The sequence below is a fragment of the Pseudochrobactrum kiredjianiae genome (assembly GCF_030362795.1).
GTDB lineage: Bacteria > Pseudomonadota > Alphaproteobacteria > Rhizobiales > Rhizobiaceae > Pseudochrobactrum > Pseudochrobactrum kiredjianiae.
In genome coordinates this window covers 283,211-300,221 of record NZ_JAUCBM010000001.1, presented here as the reverse complement: position 1 = coordinate 300,221, position 17,011 = coordinate 283,211, and the positions used below count along the sequence as shown (strand labels likewise).

General features: G+C 51.1%; 17 protein-coding genes. 3 read left to right on the top strand and 14 right to left on the bottom strand.

From position 1 onward, the window contains the following. Window positions 1-23: 23 nt before the first annotated feature. The 14 genes from QUF18_RS01440 to QUF18_RS01375 all read right to left on the bottom strand — a co-directional run bounded on the left by QUF18_RS01440 (window position 24) and on the right by QUF18_RS01375 (window position 13,824). Window positions 24-452, bottom strand: coding sequence for an aconitase X swivel domain-containing protein (locus tag QUF18_RS01440; protein WP_289384608.1), 429 nt, complete (start codon window positions 450-452; stop codon window positions 24-26). Continuing rightward, window positions 452-1,711, bottom strand: a complete 1,260-nt coding sequence (locus QUF18_RS01435; RefSeq protein WP_289384606.1) for an aconitase X — start codon at window positions 1,709-1,711, stop codon at window positions 452-454. The genes QUF18_RS01440 and QUF18_RS01435 overlap by 1 nt, the downstream gene beginning before the upstream one ends. A 19-nt stretch (window positions 1,712-1,730) precedes the next feature. Then, window positions 1,731-2,222: a GNAT family N-acetyltransferase gene (locus QUF18_RS01430; protein ID WP_289384603.1), complete on the bottom strand. Its 492-nt coding sequence runs from the start codon at window positions 2,220-2,222 to the stop codon at window positions 1,731-1,733. Continuing rightward, window positions 2,215-3,000, bottom strand: a complete 786-nt coding sequence (locus tag QUF18_RS01425) for a molybdopterin-synthase adenylyltransferase MoeB (RefSeq protein WP_289384601.1) — start codon at window positions 2,998-3,000, stop codon at window positions 2,215-2,217. The genes QUF18_RS01430 and QUF18_RS01425 overlap by 8 nt, the downstream gene beginning before the upstream one ends. Window positions 3,001-3,091: 91 nt before the next feature. Then, on the bottom strand, window positions 3,092-4,237 hold the full coding sequence (recF, locus tag QUF18_RS01420; RefSeq protein ID WP_374806447.1) for a DNA replication/repair protein RecF: 1,146 nt from the start codon (window positions 4,235-4,237) through the stop codon (window positions 3,092-3,094). A 38-nt stretch (window positions 4,238-4,275) separates the two neighbouring features. Then, the gene (gene dnaN / locus QUF18_RS01415; protein WP_289384595.1) at window positions 4,276-5,394 is read right to left on the bottom strand and encodes a DNA polymerase III subunit beta; all 1,119 of its coding nucleotides are present in this window, start codon (window positions 5,392-5,394) and stop codon (window positions 4,276-4,278) included. Window positions 5,395-5,637: 243 nt separating this feature from the next. Continuing rightward, the gene (gene dnaA / locus QUF18_RS01410) at window positions 5,638-7,212 is read right to left on the bottom strand and encodes a chromosomal replication initiator protein DnaA (RefSeq protein WP_374806472.1); all 1,575 of its coding nucleotides are present in this window, start codon (window positions 7,210-7,212) and stop codon (window positions 5,638-5,640) included. Between the two features lie 1,410 nt (window positions 7,213-8,622). After that, on the bottom strand, window positions 8,623-8,889 hold the full coding sequence (gene rpsT, locus QUF18_RS01405; protein ID WP_289384593.1) for a 30S ribosomal protein S20: 267 nt from the start codon (window positions 8,887-8,889) through the stop codon (window positions 8,623-8,625). A 261-nt stretch (window positions 8,890-9,150) separates the two neighbouring features. After that, window positions 9,151-9,924: an enoyl-CoA hydratase gene (locus tag QUF18_RS01400; protein ID WP_289384590.1), complete on the bottom strand. Its 774-nt coding sequence runs from the start codon at window positions 9,922-9,924 to the stop codon at window positions 9,151-9,153. A gap of 33 nt (window positions 9,925-9,957) precedes the next feature. Further along, the gene (gene mutM / locus QUF18_RS01395) at window positions 9,958-10,857 is read right to left on the bottom strand and encodes a bifunctional DNA-formamidopyrimidine glycosylase/DNA-(apurinic or apyrimidinic site) lyase (protein WP_289384588.1); all 900 of its coding nucleotides are present in this window, start codon (window positions 10,855-10,857) and stop codon (window positions 9,958-9,960) included. A 28-nt stretch (window positions 10,858-10,885) separates the two neighbouring features. Then, entirely contained in the window at window positions 10,886-12,100 is a 1,215-nt protein-coding gene (locus QUF18_RS01390; protein WP_289384586.1) for a phosphopentomutase, read from the bottom strand. 118 nt (window positions 12,101-12,218) lie between these two features. Further along, a complete protein-coding gene (locus tag QUF18_RS01385) occupies window positions 12,219-12,809 on the bottom strand; it encodes a TadE/TadG family type IV pilus assembly protein (RefSeq protein ID WP_289384583.1) in 591 nt (196 codons plus the stop codon). After that, window positions 12,806-13,372 carry a TadE/TadG family type IV pilus assembly protein gene (locus QUF18_RS01380; protein WP_289384581.1) on the bottom strand — a complete coding sequence of 189 codons (567 nt, stop codon included), beginning with the start codon at window positions 13,370-13,372 and terminating at the stop codon, window positions 12,806-12,808. The genes QUF18_RS01385 and QUF18_RS01380 overlap by 4 nt, the downstream gene beginning before the upstream one ends. Before the next feature lie 44 nt (window positions 13,373-13,416). After that, entirely contained in the window at window positions 13,417-13,824 is a 408-nt protein-coding gene (locus QUF18_RS01375) for a pilus assembly protein N-terminal domain-containing protein (protein WP_289384579.1), read from the bottom strand. Window positions 13,825-14,043: 219 nt separating this feature from the next. Here QUF18_RS01375 and QUF18_RS01370 point away from each other — a divergent pair, with 219 nt between their 5' ends. From QUF18_RS01370 to QUF18_RS01360, 3 genes are all read left to right on the top strand, one after another. After that, a complete protein-coding gene (locus tag QUF18_RS01370) occupies window positions 14,044-14,538 on the top strand; it encodes an A24 family peptidase (protein ID WP_289384577.1) in 495 nt (164 codons plus the stop codon). Between the two features lie 137 nt (window positions 14,539-14,675). After that, on the top strand, window positions 14,676-15,485 hold the full coding sequence (cpaB, locus tag QUF18_RS01365) for a Flp pilus assembly protein CpaB (RefSeq protein ID WP_289384575.1): 810 nt from the start codon (window positions 14,676-14,678) through the stop codon (window positions 15,483-15,485). After that, entirely contained in the window at window positions 15,485-17,011 is a 1,527-nt protein-coding gene (locus QUF18_RS01360) for a type II and III secretion system protein family protein (protein ID WP_289384573.1), read from the top strand. Before cpaB ends, QUF18_RS01360 begins: the two co-directional genes overlap by 1 nt.

Below are 17,011 nucleotides of genomic sequence, written 5' to 3'. Positions count from 1 at the left end.
AGCCGGAGTTTCCGGCTCTTTTCTTATAGAAAACAGATTATTCCCTGCTCACTGATATGAAGTTGTCGCTGATCTAACAGCGCATAGGTTTCACGATCCAGCTGATAGGCGGGCGGGATTTTCAATCCCATTTCTTCTGCAACAATCAAACCCAGCAACAGAATTGCATCCGGCTCATGCAAGAGAATCGCTCCCGGTGCACGGTTGCTGTGTACCAGTTCCAGAAGCACAGCAGCCGCCGATGAAGACCCCACAGTTGCAGGCAGGCACAGCACTTTACCGGAGACAGACTGGCCATATTGCGGATGGCGCACATTGGCGATCAGGCCGGTTTGCGGATCAACGCCGCCCCAAAAGCTGATCGGCGCCGTCAGCGCAAAAGCAGGCGCTTCCACCGACGCACCTGCAACCAGTATTTTAGCCTGAAATCTGTCTTGTAAAAGCGCCTCCATCACCATGTCTCCTCAGTAAACCGGACACGGCCGGTGACAGCGCTTTCAACACATTCCTGCAAAGACCCATAGATAACGCCATAGCCGGTATTGCCCGGCGCGTAATGGGCAAATTTACCGGAATTGGTCATCAGCACCGCATTGTCCTTTTCCGGCAGAATCGGCGTGACGACCACGCAGGTATCAGCCACGACAATCACGCCCGCCTGTTCCAGTCTTTGCCTGCGCTGATTCTTGTCCAGCTCGCGCAGCACATGCCGTCCCGTACAGGCATAAAGCGGCACCGTTAATCGCCGGTCAGAAATTGCAGCCTCCAGCTGGTCAAATTCAAAGAGCGATAAATGCGGACTGCCAATTGCCACCGCATCGATTCTGTCCGCCTCGATCGTGGACAAAGCTTTGCGTGCTTCCCGCACCATTTGTGGTGTCACGCGGATCGTTTCCAGCGGTTCATGTCCCTGCAATGCCGATTCGGCATCCGGTGCCTCCGGCGTGCGCCCCGCAATATGAAAAAGACCAACAGCGCCGGATGAGGCAGAGGCAGCACCAAAGGCTTTCAGATCATCCTCGGATAACATCTCCGGTGCAACACCTGTCACCACGCCGATAGAATCACCAATCAGGCGTCCGTAAAGATTGCCCAACACCGGCCAGGCCACCGCCTGATTTAGAAGTGCAGAATCAAGAGCGCTCAGATCAACCACAACGGTCGCACGGCGATTCTCCGGCCGGTGCAATCCGTAGTCCGGTGCGCGACCGGCAATCGCACAGGCAATATCGAGATAATCGCCGTAGCGATTCGTACGGGCACCCAAAACCGAGTTACAAAACACCACGGCATTCGATTCGCCCCATGCCACATCGGTGCCGGTTTGCGGGCGGTGCCCTGCCTGATAGGGCGCGCAGGTCCATGACGATTCACAACCAAGTTTGATATAGGCCTGCATCATCCGCTTCGCCATTGCCGCCTCATGCGGCGGCAAACGGTTACCGGAACAACCGGTCAGATCCAGCGAACCGACATTCAGCGTCGCGCGCACGCGCACCTTTGCCTGTCCTTCAACCAGCTTCTCTGCAAAATAAGTTCCGCTGTCGCCATGATAAAGCGCACCGTCAATATGTGCGGAAGCGATGGGGATCAGCCTCGGCGCCCCCATCAGCTCCGCAGTTCTGGCAACGATGCGCATTGCCATTGCAGAGCCAGCACCATCCCGCCCGTTGATAATGGCACGCTCCTCCGCGCTCAGTGCCAGCACCATAGGTTCCTCCCGAATATGATTAAAGCAGAGTTTTACGCATTGTCAGCGATGTCACGCGATCAAAGCCCGGATGCATGGTTTCTCCGACCACTTCAAAACCCAGCCTTTTGAACAGGCGTTGATTATCCTTCAGCTCAATGCGGACTTGCAGGTCGATATGCGACATTGCACGCTGCCGTGCCAGCTTCTCGGCCTGTTCGACCAAAAGATGTGCCAGCCCAAGCCCGCGAAATTTTTTACCGACCGCCAGCTTGCCTAAATAAAGATAGTCGCCCTTATCCGCCAGAAACACGCATGCGGCCAGCTCACCATCACAGAGCACGCCATAGGCTGTCTCTTTATAAGCCTTATAGTGCAGAATATCTGTCGTCAGCCGTCCGGCCGAACTTGGCGGATCAATCACACGATCCAGCGTGGCAAAGGCATCCTGTATCAGCAGCAACAGAGTATCGAACCCGTCATAGTCAGGTGTAATTGTAAAAACCTGAAAAGACCGGCTCTGTTCACTCATCTGTTTCAGCCGCCTTTGCCCGTCGTTTATAGCGCATGGTTTCAAAACGCGCCGCCAGCGCATCATAGAGCAGCAAACGGCCCAGCAGAGGCTCTCCGATGCCGGTAATCAGTTTGATCACTTCCATGGCCTGCATTGAGCCGAGAATCGCCGGTAAGGCGCCGATTACGCCCGCTTCTGCACAGGAGGGAATCAATCCGTCCGGCGGCGGCTCAGGAAACAGATCACGATAATGCGGATAGAGATTGCCTTGCATATCCCGTTCATAGGGTTTCAGCACTGTCAGCGAGCCGTCAAACCTCCCCATCGCTGCGGTGACCAGTGCTTTTTCCAGCAATGCCGCATGATCCGCCACCAGATAGCGGGTGGCAAAATTATCCGAACCATCGACGATAATATCATAGGCTGAAAACAGCTCCGCCACATTCTCTGGCGTGAGCCGTAATGTGTGGCAGTACACTTTAATATGCGGGTTGATACGCTGCATGGTAGCGGCGGCGCTGTCGGTTTTATTCTCACCGATGCTATCGGTGTGGTGCACGATCTGGCGTTGCAGATTGGACAGGGTCACCATATCATCATCGACAATGCCGAGATGGCCGACACCGGCTGCCGCCAGATAGAGCAATGCCGGACTGCCAAGCCCGCCCGCACCGATCACCAGAACGCGCGCATTTTTAAGCTTCTGCTGCCCTGCCCCGCCGATTTCGGCCAAGATGATATGGCGCGCATAACGCTCGATTTCTAATCCGCTAAAGGGTTCAGCCTGTGTGCTCATGCGAGAAGTCTAGAGCGTATCCTGAAAAGTGTGAAGCGGTTTTCGGATAAGATACGCGTAAAATAAAAAGAGCCGCAGAAACCCTGCCGGTTCAAATGTCATAAGATGTCAGGTTGGCAGCACTGACATTGAAAAACTGCGTCTCACCTTTGAGGTCGCGAAACAGGGCACGATCCGTTCCGGTCATAAAAGCCTGCGCACCCAGATCATCAATAATATCGAACAAGGCAGCACGTCTGCCCTCGTCAAGATGGGCAGCAATTTCATCCAGCAACAGCACCGGTGTCATATTGGCAAGATTGGCAGTTAATCTCGCATGGGCAAGTACCAGCCCGATCAGCAGAGCCTTCTGCTCACCGGTCGAGCACAAGGCGGCAGGCATGCCCTTGGGGCGGTGATGCACAACCATATCGGTGCGGTGCGGCCCGTCTAATGTGCGTCCTGCCGCGCGGTCACGACCGCGCATGTCACGGAGTGTTCGACGGAAATTCTCTTCGAGATCCAGCGCCGCTTCCAGACGGATACGACCTTCCAGCTCGCCCTCAAGAAAGCAATCCACTTTCGGAAACGGGCTGTCATCGGGTGTCTGCTCAATCATGGCCGCGATCAGGCTGATCAGCTCTGCACGCGCAGCCGCAATGGCTGTACCAAGTTCGGCCATCTGCGCTTCAATCGCATCCAGCCATTGGGTATCACTGTTATAATCCGAGATCAGCCGGTTGCGGCTGCGCATGGCTTTTTCATAATCCAGCACGCGCTTGCCATGGCTGACATCAATGGCCAGCACCATTCGGTCAAGAAAACGACGGCGGTCTCCGGCAGAACCGGTAAACAACCCGTCCATCGCCGGAATGAGCCAGATGATACGGGAATAATCGAGCAGCTGATCGGCGCTGGCGGGCGCACTATTGATACGAACTTTGCGCCCTGTTTCACCATTGGTTCCGGCCAGACCGGTACCGATCTCGGCCTCGCCATAGCTTGCTGATTCCAGCAATGCATGGATAGCAAAACCATCCGGCGCGCCGCTGCGGCTGACATCGGCATAGGCAGCGCGACGCATCCCCCGCCCTGGTGACAGAAAGGAAACCGCCTCAAGAAGATTGGTTTTACCTGCGCCATTCTCGCCGGTCAGCACCACATGGCCGCCACTGAGCGGCAAGGTCAGGCTGTCATAGTTGCGAAAATGCGCAAGCCGCAGACGACGGAAACTGACCCGTTCGCTGCGACCTGTCATTTGTGCATTCATGTTATAATCTGTGTTCACCCGTGCACTTATACACGCATCGGCATCAGAACATAGACCAGATGTTCATCACCCTCATCGCGCACCAGCATTGGCGAACCGGCATCGGCCAGCATGAACACGGCTTCCTTACCGGAAAGCTGCGATGTGATATCGAGCAGATATTTCGAGTTGAAGCCGATTTCCATCGGTTCACTGTCATAGCCTGCCGGTACTTCATCTGTCGCGGAACCGGAATCGGGGTTGTTCACGGTCAGTGTCAGCAGACCATCGGAAATGCTGAGCTTAACCGCACGGCCTTTTTCATTGGAAATGGTCGATACGCGGTCAACGGAAGCGGCAAAGCTCTGGCGGTCAATCACCAGCTTGCGGTCATTGCCAGCCGGAATCACCCGCTTATATTCAGGGAATGTGCCGTCGATCAGTTTCGAGGTCAGAACAACAGTACCAACGGTGAAGCGGATTTTCACATCCGACACTTCAATCGTCACCTGCATATCCGGCACATCAACCAGCTTCTGCAATTCCGCAACGGTTTTGCGCGGAATGATAATGGCGGGCATGCCTTCGGCACCGCTTGGTGCTTCCATCGCGGCACGCGCCAGACGGTGACCGTCAGTGGCAACGGCGCGCAGTTCCAAACGGCCATCATCTTCACCGGCATAAAGATGAATACCATTGAGGTAATAACGGGTTTCTTCCGTCGAGATCGCAAAATTGGTGCGGTCGATCAGACGTTTCAGCGCGCTCGCCTCCATACGGAATGTATGGGTGAAGCTACCCGCTGTCAGCTCAGGAAAATCGGACTGTGGCAGGCATTGCAGACGGAAGGACGAGCGGCCGGATACAACCGACATGGCTGTCCCATCTTCATTATTGGCCAGCATCACTTCAGCGCCGTCCGGCAGCTTGCGCACGATGTCATACAGCAGGTGCGCCGGAACTGTTGTCGCACCAGCCGTATCAATGGCGGCATCGGTCGATTCGGTTACTTCCAGATCAAGATCCGTGGCTTTAAGCTTCAGCACACCGTCTTCACCCTGCAACAAGACGTTGGAGAGAATCGGAATTGTATTCCGGCGCTCAACCACGCGATGCACATGATTGAGGGATTTCAGGAGATTTGAACGTTCAATAGTTACGCGCATGATATACAGAACTCGCTAACATCTGTCCGGCACAGCCCAGCTGACCGGAGATCACGGCGCGACAGGCGCCTCATGGACGGTTAAATTGCCAGAATTTAAGGGGACATTGCAAGTCCGCAGAACCGCACATCAATGATTTCTTCTGCATAAAAGGCCTGTAGCCCGCTCTTTGCACCCTTTTTTGTATGGGAGCCTGTATCGCGACATGAGCCGCGATACAGAATCATGGATATCTGTAACAGATTATGCGGATTGTTCGTTGATCAGGCGCTTCAGAAGCTCAAGCTCCTGCGCCAGTTTCAAATCGGCGCCGACCAGATCTTCGATCTTACGCACAGCATGCAGAACTGTAGTGTGATCACGTCCGCCGAAACGACGGCCAATTTCCGGCAGCGAGCGCGGGGTCAGCATTTTCGCGAGATACATCGCGACCTGACGCGGCTTTACAATCGTGCGGGTACGGCGGTTCGAGAGCAAATCCTGCTTCGACACATTGTAATGACGGGCAACAATACGCTGAATTTCTTCAATACGGATACGCTTAGGTTCACCTGCGCGGGTCAGATGACCAAGCAACTCGTCAACGCGGTCGATCGAGAGATTTGGCTCAAAAGACTGACGGAACAGGAGCTGGTTGAAAGCGCCTTCCAGTTCACGGCCGGAACCGGTGACAGTGCGTGCCACATGAGCGAGAATATCATCAGCAATATCAATATTGCGTTCTTCGGCCTGCGCAGCGCTCAGACGACGCTTGAGCATTTCCACACGCATTTCATAATCCGGTGCTGCCATTTCCAGAGCCACACCACCCTGCAGGCGGGAACGCACGCGCACATCGAGTGATTCCAGTTCGGACGGCGCACGGTCTGCGGCCACAACAACCTGTTTGGCACTGTCGAGCAGCGTATTGATCAGATGGCAGAACTCGTGCTGGATCGATTTACCCTGCAGGAACTGCATGTCATCAATAATCAGCAGGTCGATATCGCGCAGCTGCTCTTTGAAGGAGAGCGCATTATTGTCACGAATTGCAGTTGCAAAACGCCACATGAAATATTCAGCGGTCAGATAGACAACACGCGGCTTGTCTTGGCGCTGCAATGCATTGGCGGCAATCGCCTGCAAAAGATGGGTTTTACCAAGACCAACGGAGGCATGAATAAACAGCGGGTTGAAACGCACGGCGCTGGAACCGGCTTCAGCAATGGTACGCGCTGCGGCAAGTGCCACGCGGTTGGATGCACCATCAACAAAGCTGTCGAATGTATAACGCGGATCAAGCGGAGAACCGAGCACAGAACCGGCAGCAGCACTCTGAGCGGCCGCTTCAACCTGACTGGTACGTTTCTCGGCAGAGAAGCTCTGGCCAACCGGGAAAACCGGCTTTTCGCGCTGCGGAGCGGCGAGCTGCGGGATTTCCGGCATAACATCGGCAACCGGTGCAACAGGACGTGCAACACGGCTCATACCGCGCACAACAACCTCAACCTTCATAATCTGCGGGTTTTCTTCCTGCCACAGCAGGGTCAGCATTTCTGCGTAATGATTGTTGATCCATGAACGCAAAAAGGCGGTCGGAACGGAAAAACGCACAACACTCTTGGAGACTTCATCAAGCTTCAGACGGCCGAACCATGAAGAGAATATTTCACTGCCGACGCGCGCTTTCAGCTTGCTCAGCAGTCGTTCAAAGGCCTCATCCGGAGAAGCGGTTGTCAAAGTCATATTCTCTTTCTCACTCATAAAATCCGGTGCCGTATCAAACTGACCATGCAGGCTCTGACTGATCGGCGGGACTGGCTGACCGGCTTCGTTCATCACGCCCAGTTTCGCCTCATTCTTTGCAATCATTGTCGCCTCACAATCATGTTCAGTTTTTTAGGCAGCTGATCTTGCGATCACACCGGAGCATCTTTTGCAGATGCTTGTTACTCAGCGGTTTGACTGAAAGGGTCTCTCAGCATCCGCACTCTTTTTTGTTCGTTTTAGCTTCGGTCTTAAATTCTGTTCGCTCGAATATGCCGATGCGAGATCACCAGATAACGACTCATGTTTTGTCCGCCCTATGCTGATTGCCCGTATTGAACCATTCAACAACCTCTGTTTCCGTTTGCGGCTGCGCAAAGCTTTGTTTAGGTTAATGACTGGTAAATTCTGTAATATCGTAACATTACAGAACAGCCTCTCTCATCTCCGGCAACCGCAGGTCAGATCCTCATTCAGGATATTTCCCCCGCAGTGCTGGATTTTGCAGGCACACAAATTCTCCTTCGCAGAACAGGAAATTCTGCGTCAGCTCACTTTGCACACCATGAAATTATAACCGGACGCCGATAGCTTTTATGCCAATGGTCCAGAGCACTGATCGGCTAACATTAGCGAAATCTTTAGCCTCAGGGCAAGACCACCGTTAAGGGTTTTTTAATCATTGGAACTGTCTTTCAGTACGCATAACTCTTCTGATACAGGGTCTGAAATTAATAAGACCTTTGGATTCAACATCTTTTTATCGGAGCAATTATTAACCATTCCAGAATCTCAGGCGTGAAAAAAAATAATAATAATTCGCTTGACTCAGAGCCCTCCTGAGCAATCCCCAGACTCAGTGCAGAACTGTGTATAAAAACGGGTCTCAGCCGGAAATTCATTGCAAAAAGAAAAATTTAGAAAAGAGAATCTCCAAGGTACTTTAGCAGTTTCTTTTGTAAAACAGCCGCTTTTACACAGTGAATCCTGCTCAAAATGAAACGGCACGCAAAGGCGATTCTCGTGTGAACAACCGCGCTCAAATATTAACGAAATAACGGAACCGGGTCTCACTTCAAAAAACCTGCGGAACGGGTAGTGCCTAACGCATGTCTGCTGCAAAAGGGCTCATTTCGTCTTTGTCACTCTACGAGAGTGAAAGAAGTTTTGTGCGGCAGTTTGAATGAGATTGACGCAATGCACGCCAGAGCATTTCACAGCCAAGCTGGATCTCTTTGAGCGCAACACGCTTTAGAGCGAGCAGTACGATCTAATCGGCACATAAACCGCTCCAGCGAAAGCTGCCGTCCGCGCACTCTGTATTCGCCTGCCCCCCCCCCCCCGCGTTGATGAATGTCCAACGCCAAAACAGTCAGCCAGCAAAAGCTTGTAACTTTGAATATGCAGAATCATCAGAAATTCAGGCACAAAAAAACCCGGTACGAAGACCGGGTTTTTTTAACAAACAGACGACACCTGATATCAGGCGGTCATGCCTTTAAGACGTGCAGCAAGACGCGAAACTTTACGCGAAGCTGTGTTCTTGTGAACAACGCCTTTAGTGACAGCGCGCATCAGTTCAGGCTCAGCAATCTTGAAAGCAGCCTGTGCAGCATCTTTATCACCAAGTGCTACAGCATCTTCAAACTTACGAATGAAGGTACGTACGCGTGAGCGACGGGATTTGTTGACCTCGGTGCGGGCTTCGATTTTACGAACCGCTTTCTTTGCCGAAGGTGTATTGGCCATAAATGCCTCTCTTTTTCTGTCAGCTATCCAGCGGGCTTTTCAGCATCGATATCATATCGAAGGGGCAGGCCACCGGGCAAAAATCTATTCGGACAGCCCGAGAGCCGTCTCACTGTTGCGCGCTTATAGATCAGCTTTGCAGCCCCGTCAATGTGGATTCTCTCGCACAGAGCGCCTGAATCCCGTAAAAGATGGCCTTCAAAGCCTTTCCTGACGCTCTGCCCATGGTTTCAGGGGCAGAGCAGCCTCACGCGCCCCGACTCAGCGGTTTGAAAAGGTCGGAGTGCGCTTATCGACAAAAGCCGCCATGCCCTCTTTCTGATCTTCTGTCGCAAAAAGCGCTTGAAAAGAACGGCGTTCATATTTCAACCCTTCCTGCAATGTCGTCTCGAAAGCGCGATTGACCGATTCTTTAGCCATCATCACGGAAAGCCTTGAGAGGGATGCAATCCGCTCTGCAGCCTTCAGAGCTTCATCGAGCAGTGCTTCCGGTGCAACAACGCGCGATACCAGCCCGCAGCGTTCTGCCTCGGCAGCGTCCATCATCCGGCCGGTCAGCACCATATCCATCGCTTTGGACTTGCCGACAAAGCGTGCCAGACGTTGCGTCCCGCCAATGCCCGGAATGATTCCCAATGTGATTTCAGGCTGACCAAATTTTGCATTATCCGCCGCAATGATGAAATCGCACATCATGGCCAGCTCACAACCACCGCCCAATGTATACCCGCTGACGGCCGCGATAATCGGCTTGCGAATGGCGCTGACGCCCTCTGCTTCGCCTAAGAAATCCTGACCATAGGCTTCTGCGAAAGTCAGGTTCTGCATCTCCTTAATATCAGCGCCCGCAGCAAAAGCCTTTTCCGAGCCTGTCAGAACAATGGCGCCAATTGCATCATCCTTGTCAAAGGCTCGCAGAGCGTCCATCAGCTCACTCACCAGTTGCAGGTTCAGCGCATTCAGTGCCTGTGGCCGGTTCAACCGGATAAGGCCGGTTTTGCCACGTGTTTCAGCCAAAATGGTTTCATAAGCCATCGAGATACTCCCCTAAAATTATGCTGTAGAAAATTAAACGCTGCAAGCTGCACAAAAGAAAGTCGAGCGCCCGTTCTGCACAATGCGCTGCACAGGCGCGCCGCAACGCCGGCAAGGTTCACCCTCACGGTCATAAACCGCAAAACTATGCTGGAAATAGCCCAGCGTGCCATCTGCCTGTCGGTGATCGCGCAGGCTGGAACCGCCCGCAACAATTGCCTCGGCAATGACCTCGCGGATTGAAGTTGCCAGTGCTTCTGCAAGCTTAGGGTCTTCTGCAACCTCTGCGGCAGCACGCAGCGGAGATAAGCCGGTGCGCCATAAGGCTTCACAAACGTAAATATTGCCAAGACCGGCAATCAACCGCTGATCCAGCAAAGCTGCCTTTAAAACTGTTTTTTTACCCTTGAAAAGACTGGCAAGCACCGCTCCGGACAGGCTGTTACCGGTCGGCTCAATGCCAAGGTCTTTCAATGAAGGGTGGTCTGCCAGTTCACCGGCGCCGCACAACAACAAAAAACCGAACCGGCGCGGATCATTATAAATCACCTGCCTTTGGCCATAGATTTCCGATTGAACGTGAAAAACCACATGGTCATGTGCAGGATTTTTGGACCGCGGATAATGAAACCCGTCATCTGCCTGTTCCTGAGCCTGTTTCGGCGCAGAAATACGCAAATCAGGCTCAATCCGATAGGAACCGGACATGCCCAAATGACTGATCAGACTGGCACCATCCTCAAATTCAATCAGCAGATATTTGGCGCGGCGCCCCAGTGAGACAATTTTTTGCCCTTGCAGGCGCTCATTGAGATTTTCCGGAAAAGGAAAACGCAGATCAGGACGATTTAAAACCAGTTTTTCTACGACTGCACCTTCCATAACCGGTTGCAGACCACGGCGAACCGTTTCCACCTCAGGCAATTCAGGCATTCTAATCTCCACTCTTATCTGGCTGCGTTTATGACTGCGCTTTATTATCTGCTGTCAGAAAATTCTCACCGGCCAGATTATTCTCAAGACCCAGATAGGATGCAACAGATTTACCAATATCGGCAAAACTATTCCGCATACCAATCGTGCCGCTTCCAGCGCCCGCGACAAGCACCGGCACACATTCACGGGTATGATCGCTGCCATGCCAGCCCGGATCACAACCATGATCGGCGGTCAGAATCAGCAAGTCGCCCTCACACATTTTTTGCAAAATTTCAGGTAAGCGCTTGTCAAAGGCTTCAAGGGCAGCCGCATAGCCGGTAATATCGCGCCTGTGACCATAGAGCATATCAAAGTCAACAAGATTGGTGAAAACCAGATCGCCGTCACCGGCTTCATCCATCGCTTCCAGAGTGGCATCCACCAGTGCTTGATTGCCATGCGCTTTACGTAGTTTTGTTATGCCTGATCCGGCAAAAATATCGCTGATTTTACCCACCGCATAAACATCATGTCCTGACGCTTCGACAATATTCAGCAGTGTCGGTTGTGGCGGCGGCACCGCGAAATCGCGCCGGTTGCCGGTGCGCTCAAAACTGTCCCGCGTCTCACCAATAAAAGGGCGGGCAATCACACGGCCAATATTGAGCGGATCGACCAGCAAGCGCAAAGCCGCACACAGATCATAGAGACGCTGCAAGCCAAAATGCGCCTCATGGGCAGCGACCTGTAAGACTGAATCTGAAGATGTGTAGAAAATCGGCTTGCCGCTACGGATATGTTCCTCACCATATTGCGCAATAATCTCCGTGCCGGATGCATGGCAATCGCCCAATATTCCGCTGAGTTTCTCTTGGCGAATAATCGTTTCGGTCAGGCTTGCAGGAAATGTTGGAATAGTCTTTGGAAAATAACCCCAGTCGAAAGGAACCGGCAAACCTGTAATTTCCCAATGGCCGGAAGGTGTATCCTTGCCTTTTGAGACTTCGCAAGCCGCGCCCCAAAGTCCGCTGACCGGCAGATCGGCATTGAACCCGGCCGGATATATTCCGGTCGCGCATTGCGCAGCCAGTCCCAGCCCCAGCTGCAGCATATGAGGGATGTTCAGATGTGTCTGCCTGTCGGCACAAAAACCGGCAATCGTACCTAGAGTGTTAGCGCCCTGATCGGCAAACAAATCCGCATCCGGTGCGCCGCCGATGCCGAATGAGTCGAGCACAATGAGTATAACCCGCCGCATAGAATAGTGCCTTCTGACTGCTTTCGTTTGGTTCAACGAAATGCATATCATGAAACCTACCGCAAGCGTCAAGCATGGAGGTGTTTATGCCACTCGATGTATTATCGCGGACGAGCTATCAACAAGCCGCACAAGGAATAAGATCCGAATAGCGCGGGCTGACAAAATAAGTCTCTGCCATATTGATAGGGGGAAGCACAGCAGAAAGCAGTGGCTGATAGGTATATTGTGTTTCAACACGAATATAATTCATGACCTCTTTACGTAGACTCTCTGGTAGCTCTGTTGCGCCCATGCCTTTTTTATCATCAAAGCCACGGGTCTTGCGCGACCATAACAATGTCACTCTAAAATTTGAAGAATTATTGATCCTCTCCACTCTTAGAAAAGATATTTTAATTTCAGGATTTTTTGCTGACGGCACCATAATGCTGGCACCAATCAGAAAAATATCATCCAATTGCGCAGGTAGCACACTAATTTGCCGACTTACCAAGTCACCAACAACACTAGCGACCCGATTGACCTTGCGGCTTGCATCAACACCACGCGAAACATCGGCAACACCAGCATAAATCAGGATTATAACAGGCAACAATAAAGCGAACTCTACCGCCGATACAGCCCGTTCATCTTTCGAAAAGCATCTTAAATATGCATATATGTTCTGTACTAAGCGAACCAGTTTTTCACACTCTTTTCCCATCATGAATATGGCTCATTTTGCCAGGTGACGGTTATAAACAGTGGAAGAACACGATCAGCAGGTTTCACATCCGGATTCAAATAATACAGAATATTGGTCATGACAGGCCAGCGATACAACACATTAATCTGGTTAATCGTCGATGGCCCTCCGACATTGATCGTTTGCGGCAGGCCAAGCTCTCCGTTTTTCGTAACAAGATTTTTCACAGGCACTTCTGAAAAACTAGTATAATTATCCAGATTGATCGACAATTTATTACAATCAACGATGGGTAAAATGCTGATTTTTTTACAAATACTGCTCTTAACAGAATCAGGTCTCAGATTTTCTTCTCTGAGCTGCCCCGTATAAAATTGGCGACTTATATCCTCAACCGCAAAATTTAGCATCTGCTGCATTGCAAAACTAATGCCCAGCTCAATGATCGCAAAAATCAAGAATAAAAACGGAAAAACAACCAGAGCAAACTCGACTGCTGTTACACCTTTTTCGTCCCGAAAAAACAAACGGAACTTTTTTTGAGGGTGCTTTAAATCAGCAGTGTCAGCCTGATCTCTCGACATAAACATTAGTTTCCAAAGCCAGATAGAACCGAAGAGATAAAAAATTATAATTTAGGCGAGACAGCTTTAGGTTCACAAATCGGCGTACAGGACAATACGGATATATCAGAACCGCGAAAAACCCGTGTCGTTGCCAGATCATTCTGGCCAACCATGACTTGCTCGTCCAGCATCGTCACCCCATTCTGATCCATAACCACCAGATTGGTCACACCATTATTGCGCCCTGTGAGAACAATGGTTTTTGCATCCTGCATCATAGCATCGACAATTGCATCATTGCCAATAATGATGGATTTTACCGGCTTATCGAGGCGCAGAATATGAGCCTGGTCGGTCTTAATCTGAATTGTCTGAATTTCTTCAGCTCTGGCCTGATGTGTCAGAAGACCGGCACTCAGCAGCGATAAAAATATCAGTTTTTTCAAATTTATCATATTCTTATAAGCCATAAATTAAGTTCCGTTTTCATCTCTACTATGCGCAAGATGGATGAAAGAACACTTAATAGATAACAAGCTCCGCAAACTTGGCGGTTCATTTCAAGTCATAAAATAAAACTATACGGGTTTTACAGCGTTTACCCACCCATTAACTTAAAGGTAAAGTGCTTTGCCTATGGATTAACAAAACCAATTATCGGTCCTCTTCCGGCAGCATCAAGGCAGATTATGCTCACTCTCCTCATTGCACTGACATTTTGCGGCACTATGATCTATGCTGCACTTTCAGACCTTTTATTCATGAAGATCAGCAATATTGCCTGTCTGTTTCTGGCTGCCGGTTTTATTCTTTTCGCACCAATCACAGGGCTACCGCTACAGACGATTCTCCTGCATCTGGCTGTTGGTGCGGTTGCACTGATTGTCTGTTTTGGTCTGTTTTTTATTAATGCTATGGGTGGCGGAGACGCCAAACTCATCAGCGCCACTGCGCTATGGGCCGGATTTTCAACCAGCCTTGTCCAGTATTTACTGATTAGCGCCATCGCTGGCGGCATTCTGACGATAATCATTCTGTTACTGCGCAAACTCATCAACAGAAGCAAAATTGCACATATTGCCTTTCTTTATCGCCTGACAGATCCGACCATAGGCATTCCGTATGGTATAGCACTGGCATTTGCCGGCCTGTGGATTTATCCGCAACTTTCAATTGCAGGCTAAATTCATTATTTCTTGATATTGTTTAGCAAGGTGTATTTTAACAAAATTGATAATAACAGTTCGTTAACCATAATTATACGATTCCTGCTGCATTAAGTGTGTGTGCCACAACACACGCATGATGCGGGGATTAATTGATGAACACTTCACGTCTGATCATTTTGGCTGTTGCCGTGCTTGCTGCCGGTGCCGCAGGCTATATTGCCCTGACGATGAATGATGCGCCGCCACCGGCGATTGAAGTCAGTACACCAGCGCCCGCACTCCCCTTGAAAGATGTTCTGACAGCCTCATCCAATCTGACCGTCGGCTCCAGTCTGTCCGGTCAGCTACAATGGCAATCCTGGCCTGAAAGCTCGGTATCCGCAGATTATATCACCCGTGATGCCCAGCCGGACGCACTGGATGATCTGCAAAAATCCAGTCTGCGCCTTCCTGTTCTGGCCGGAGAGCCTATCCGTAAAGTCAAGCTGATCGGTGAAGGCGAGCAATTTATGTCTTCTCTGCTGCCTAAAGGCATGCGCGCGATCGCAACCAATATTGCAGCAGAGAGTTCTGCCGGCGGATTTATTTTGCCAGGTGATCGCGTTGACGTTGTTCTTACCCGCGCAAACCGCAATACACAGCCGTCATCTTTGCCGTTCTTAACGGAAACTATTCTGGAGAATGTCCGCGTTCTGGCCATTGATCAAACCATCAAAGAAGATGATCAAGGTAAAAAAGATATTATGGGGCGCACCGCCACTCTGGAAGTCACGCAGAAGCAGGCAGAGATTATGGCTGCCGCCCAATCTATGGCAGACAGAATCAACCTGACCCTACGTTCTGTGCGCGATGCAGAACCTGAGGCTTCCAGCACATCTGATTATCTTGTGATGTCACCGGGTAAAAACGGACCGGTGAAAATGATTAAATCGGGCAACCTTTCCGAAGTCGGGATCAACTAATGACACGTCTTTTCTTTTCCCAAACTTACGGCAGTACTCAATTGAAAGCTTTGCTCCTTTCAGCCGCCCTGATCATTCCGGTCACCTTTTCGGAGGTCGTGCAGGCGCAGGACGTCCAGATCACCAGTGCAGGCCGCGCACAACCGGTTAATCTCGGGCTTGGAAAATCCCTTGTGATTGACCTGCCGCAGGATGCTTATGACATTCTGGTCGCCAATCCTACGACGGCCGATGCCGTCACGCGTACAGCACGCCGCATTTACCTGTTTGGTAAAGCGGTCGGGCAAACCAATATTATTATTTTTGGCAAGGATGGCGAACAGATCGCCAGCCTCGACTTAAAAATTGAGCGCGATGTCAGCAGTCTTGCATCGTCTTTGCGAAAATATATTCCGGGCTCTGATATCAAAATCGAGCTGATCAATGATAATATTGTCCTCACCGGTACTGTTCAGACACCACAGGATGCAGCGCAGGCTGCCAAGCTTGCAAACTTACTGGTATCCGGCGGTGAAGCCACTACGAATACTTATAATACGGGTAATTCTGTTTCGTCATCAGGATCGGGCGGAAGCCTGGTTGTAACCACTGGCAATGATCAGGAAGCTCGCCGCGCCAGTAAAATCATCAACCTGATTACCATTGTCGGCGAAGATCAGGTTACACTGAAAGTGACTGTTGCAGAAGTCAGCCGTACTGTGATGAAACAGCTTGGCGTTAATATGGTTGGAAATGCCAGTATGAACGGCGTGACCTTCAGCGGCATTGCAGGCAGTCTGCCTGGCGGGGTAGGACAAAACGCAAGCAATTCTCTGGGTATTCGTACCAGTAATTTCAGAGGCTATTTGCAAGCAATGGAAACTGCAGGTGCCATGAAAACCCTTGCAGAACCGACACTAACCGCAATTTCCGGTGAAAAAGCGGCCTTTCAGGTTGGCGGTGAATATAATGTTCTTGATAGCGTTGACTATGAAGACGACGGAAAGCGCAAGAATACGCTGGCCAAAATTGAATATGGTATCGGGCTGGAGTTTATGCCGACAGTTCTGGGACCAGGTCGCATATCTTTAAAAGTCCGGACATCCGTTTCTGAGCCCACGACTGAAGGTTCAGCAACACAAAACACCGGTGAACTTAGCCCCAACATCATCTCACTGCGGAAGCGGATTGCAGATACCACGGTTGAGATACCATCAGGCGGCTCGATGATGATTGGCGGACTGATCCGCGATGAAACCCGTCAATCCATCAACGGTACGCCAGGCCTTTCCAAAATCCCTGTGCTCGGCACATTGTTCCGCAGTCGGGAATTCCTACGCAATGAAACGGAACTGGTTGTGATTGTTACACCTTATCTGGTGCGCTCAACGGCACGGACAGAACTGGCTCGTCCTGACGATAATCTAACACCGCCAAGTGATGCTGCAGGATTTGTTCTCGGCAAAGTTAATCGCGTTTATGGCAGTGCCAAAACCAACCTGCCCAACGGCCGCTATAACGGCGTTGTCGGCTTCATTTATAAATAA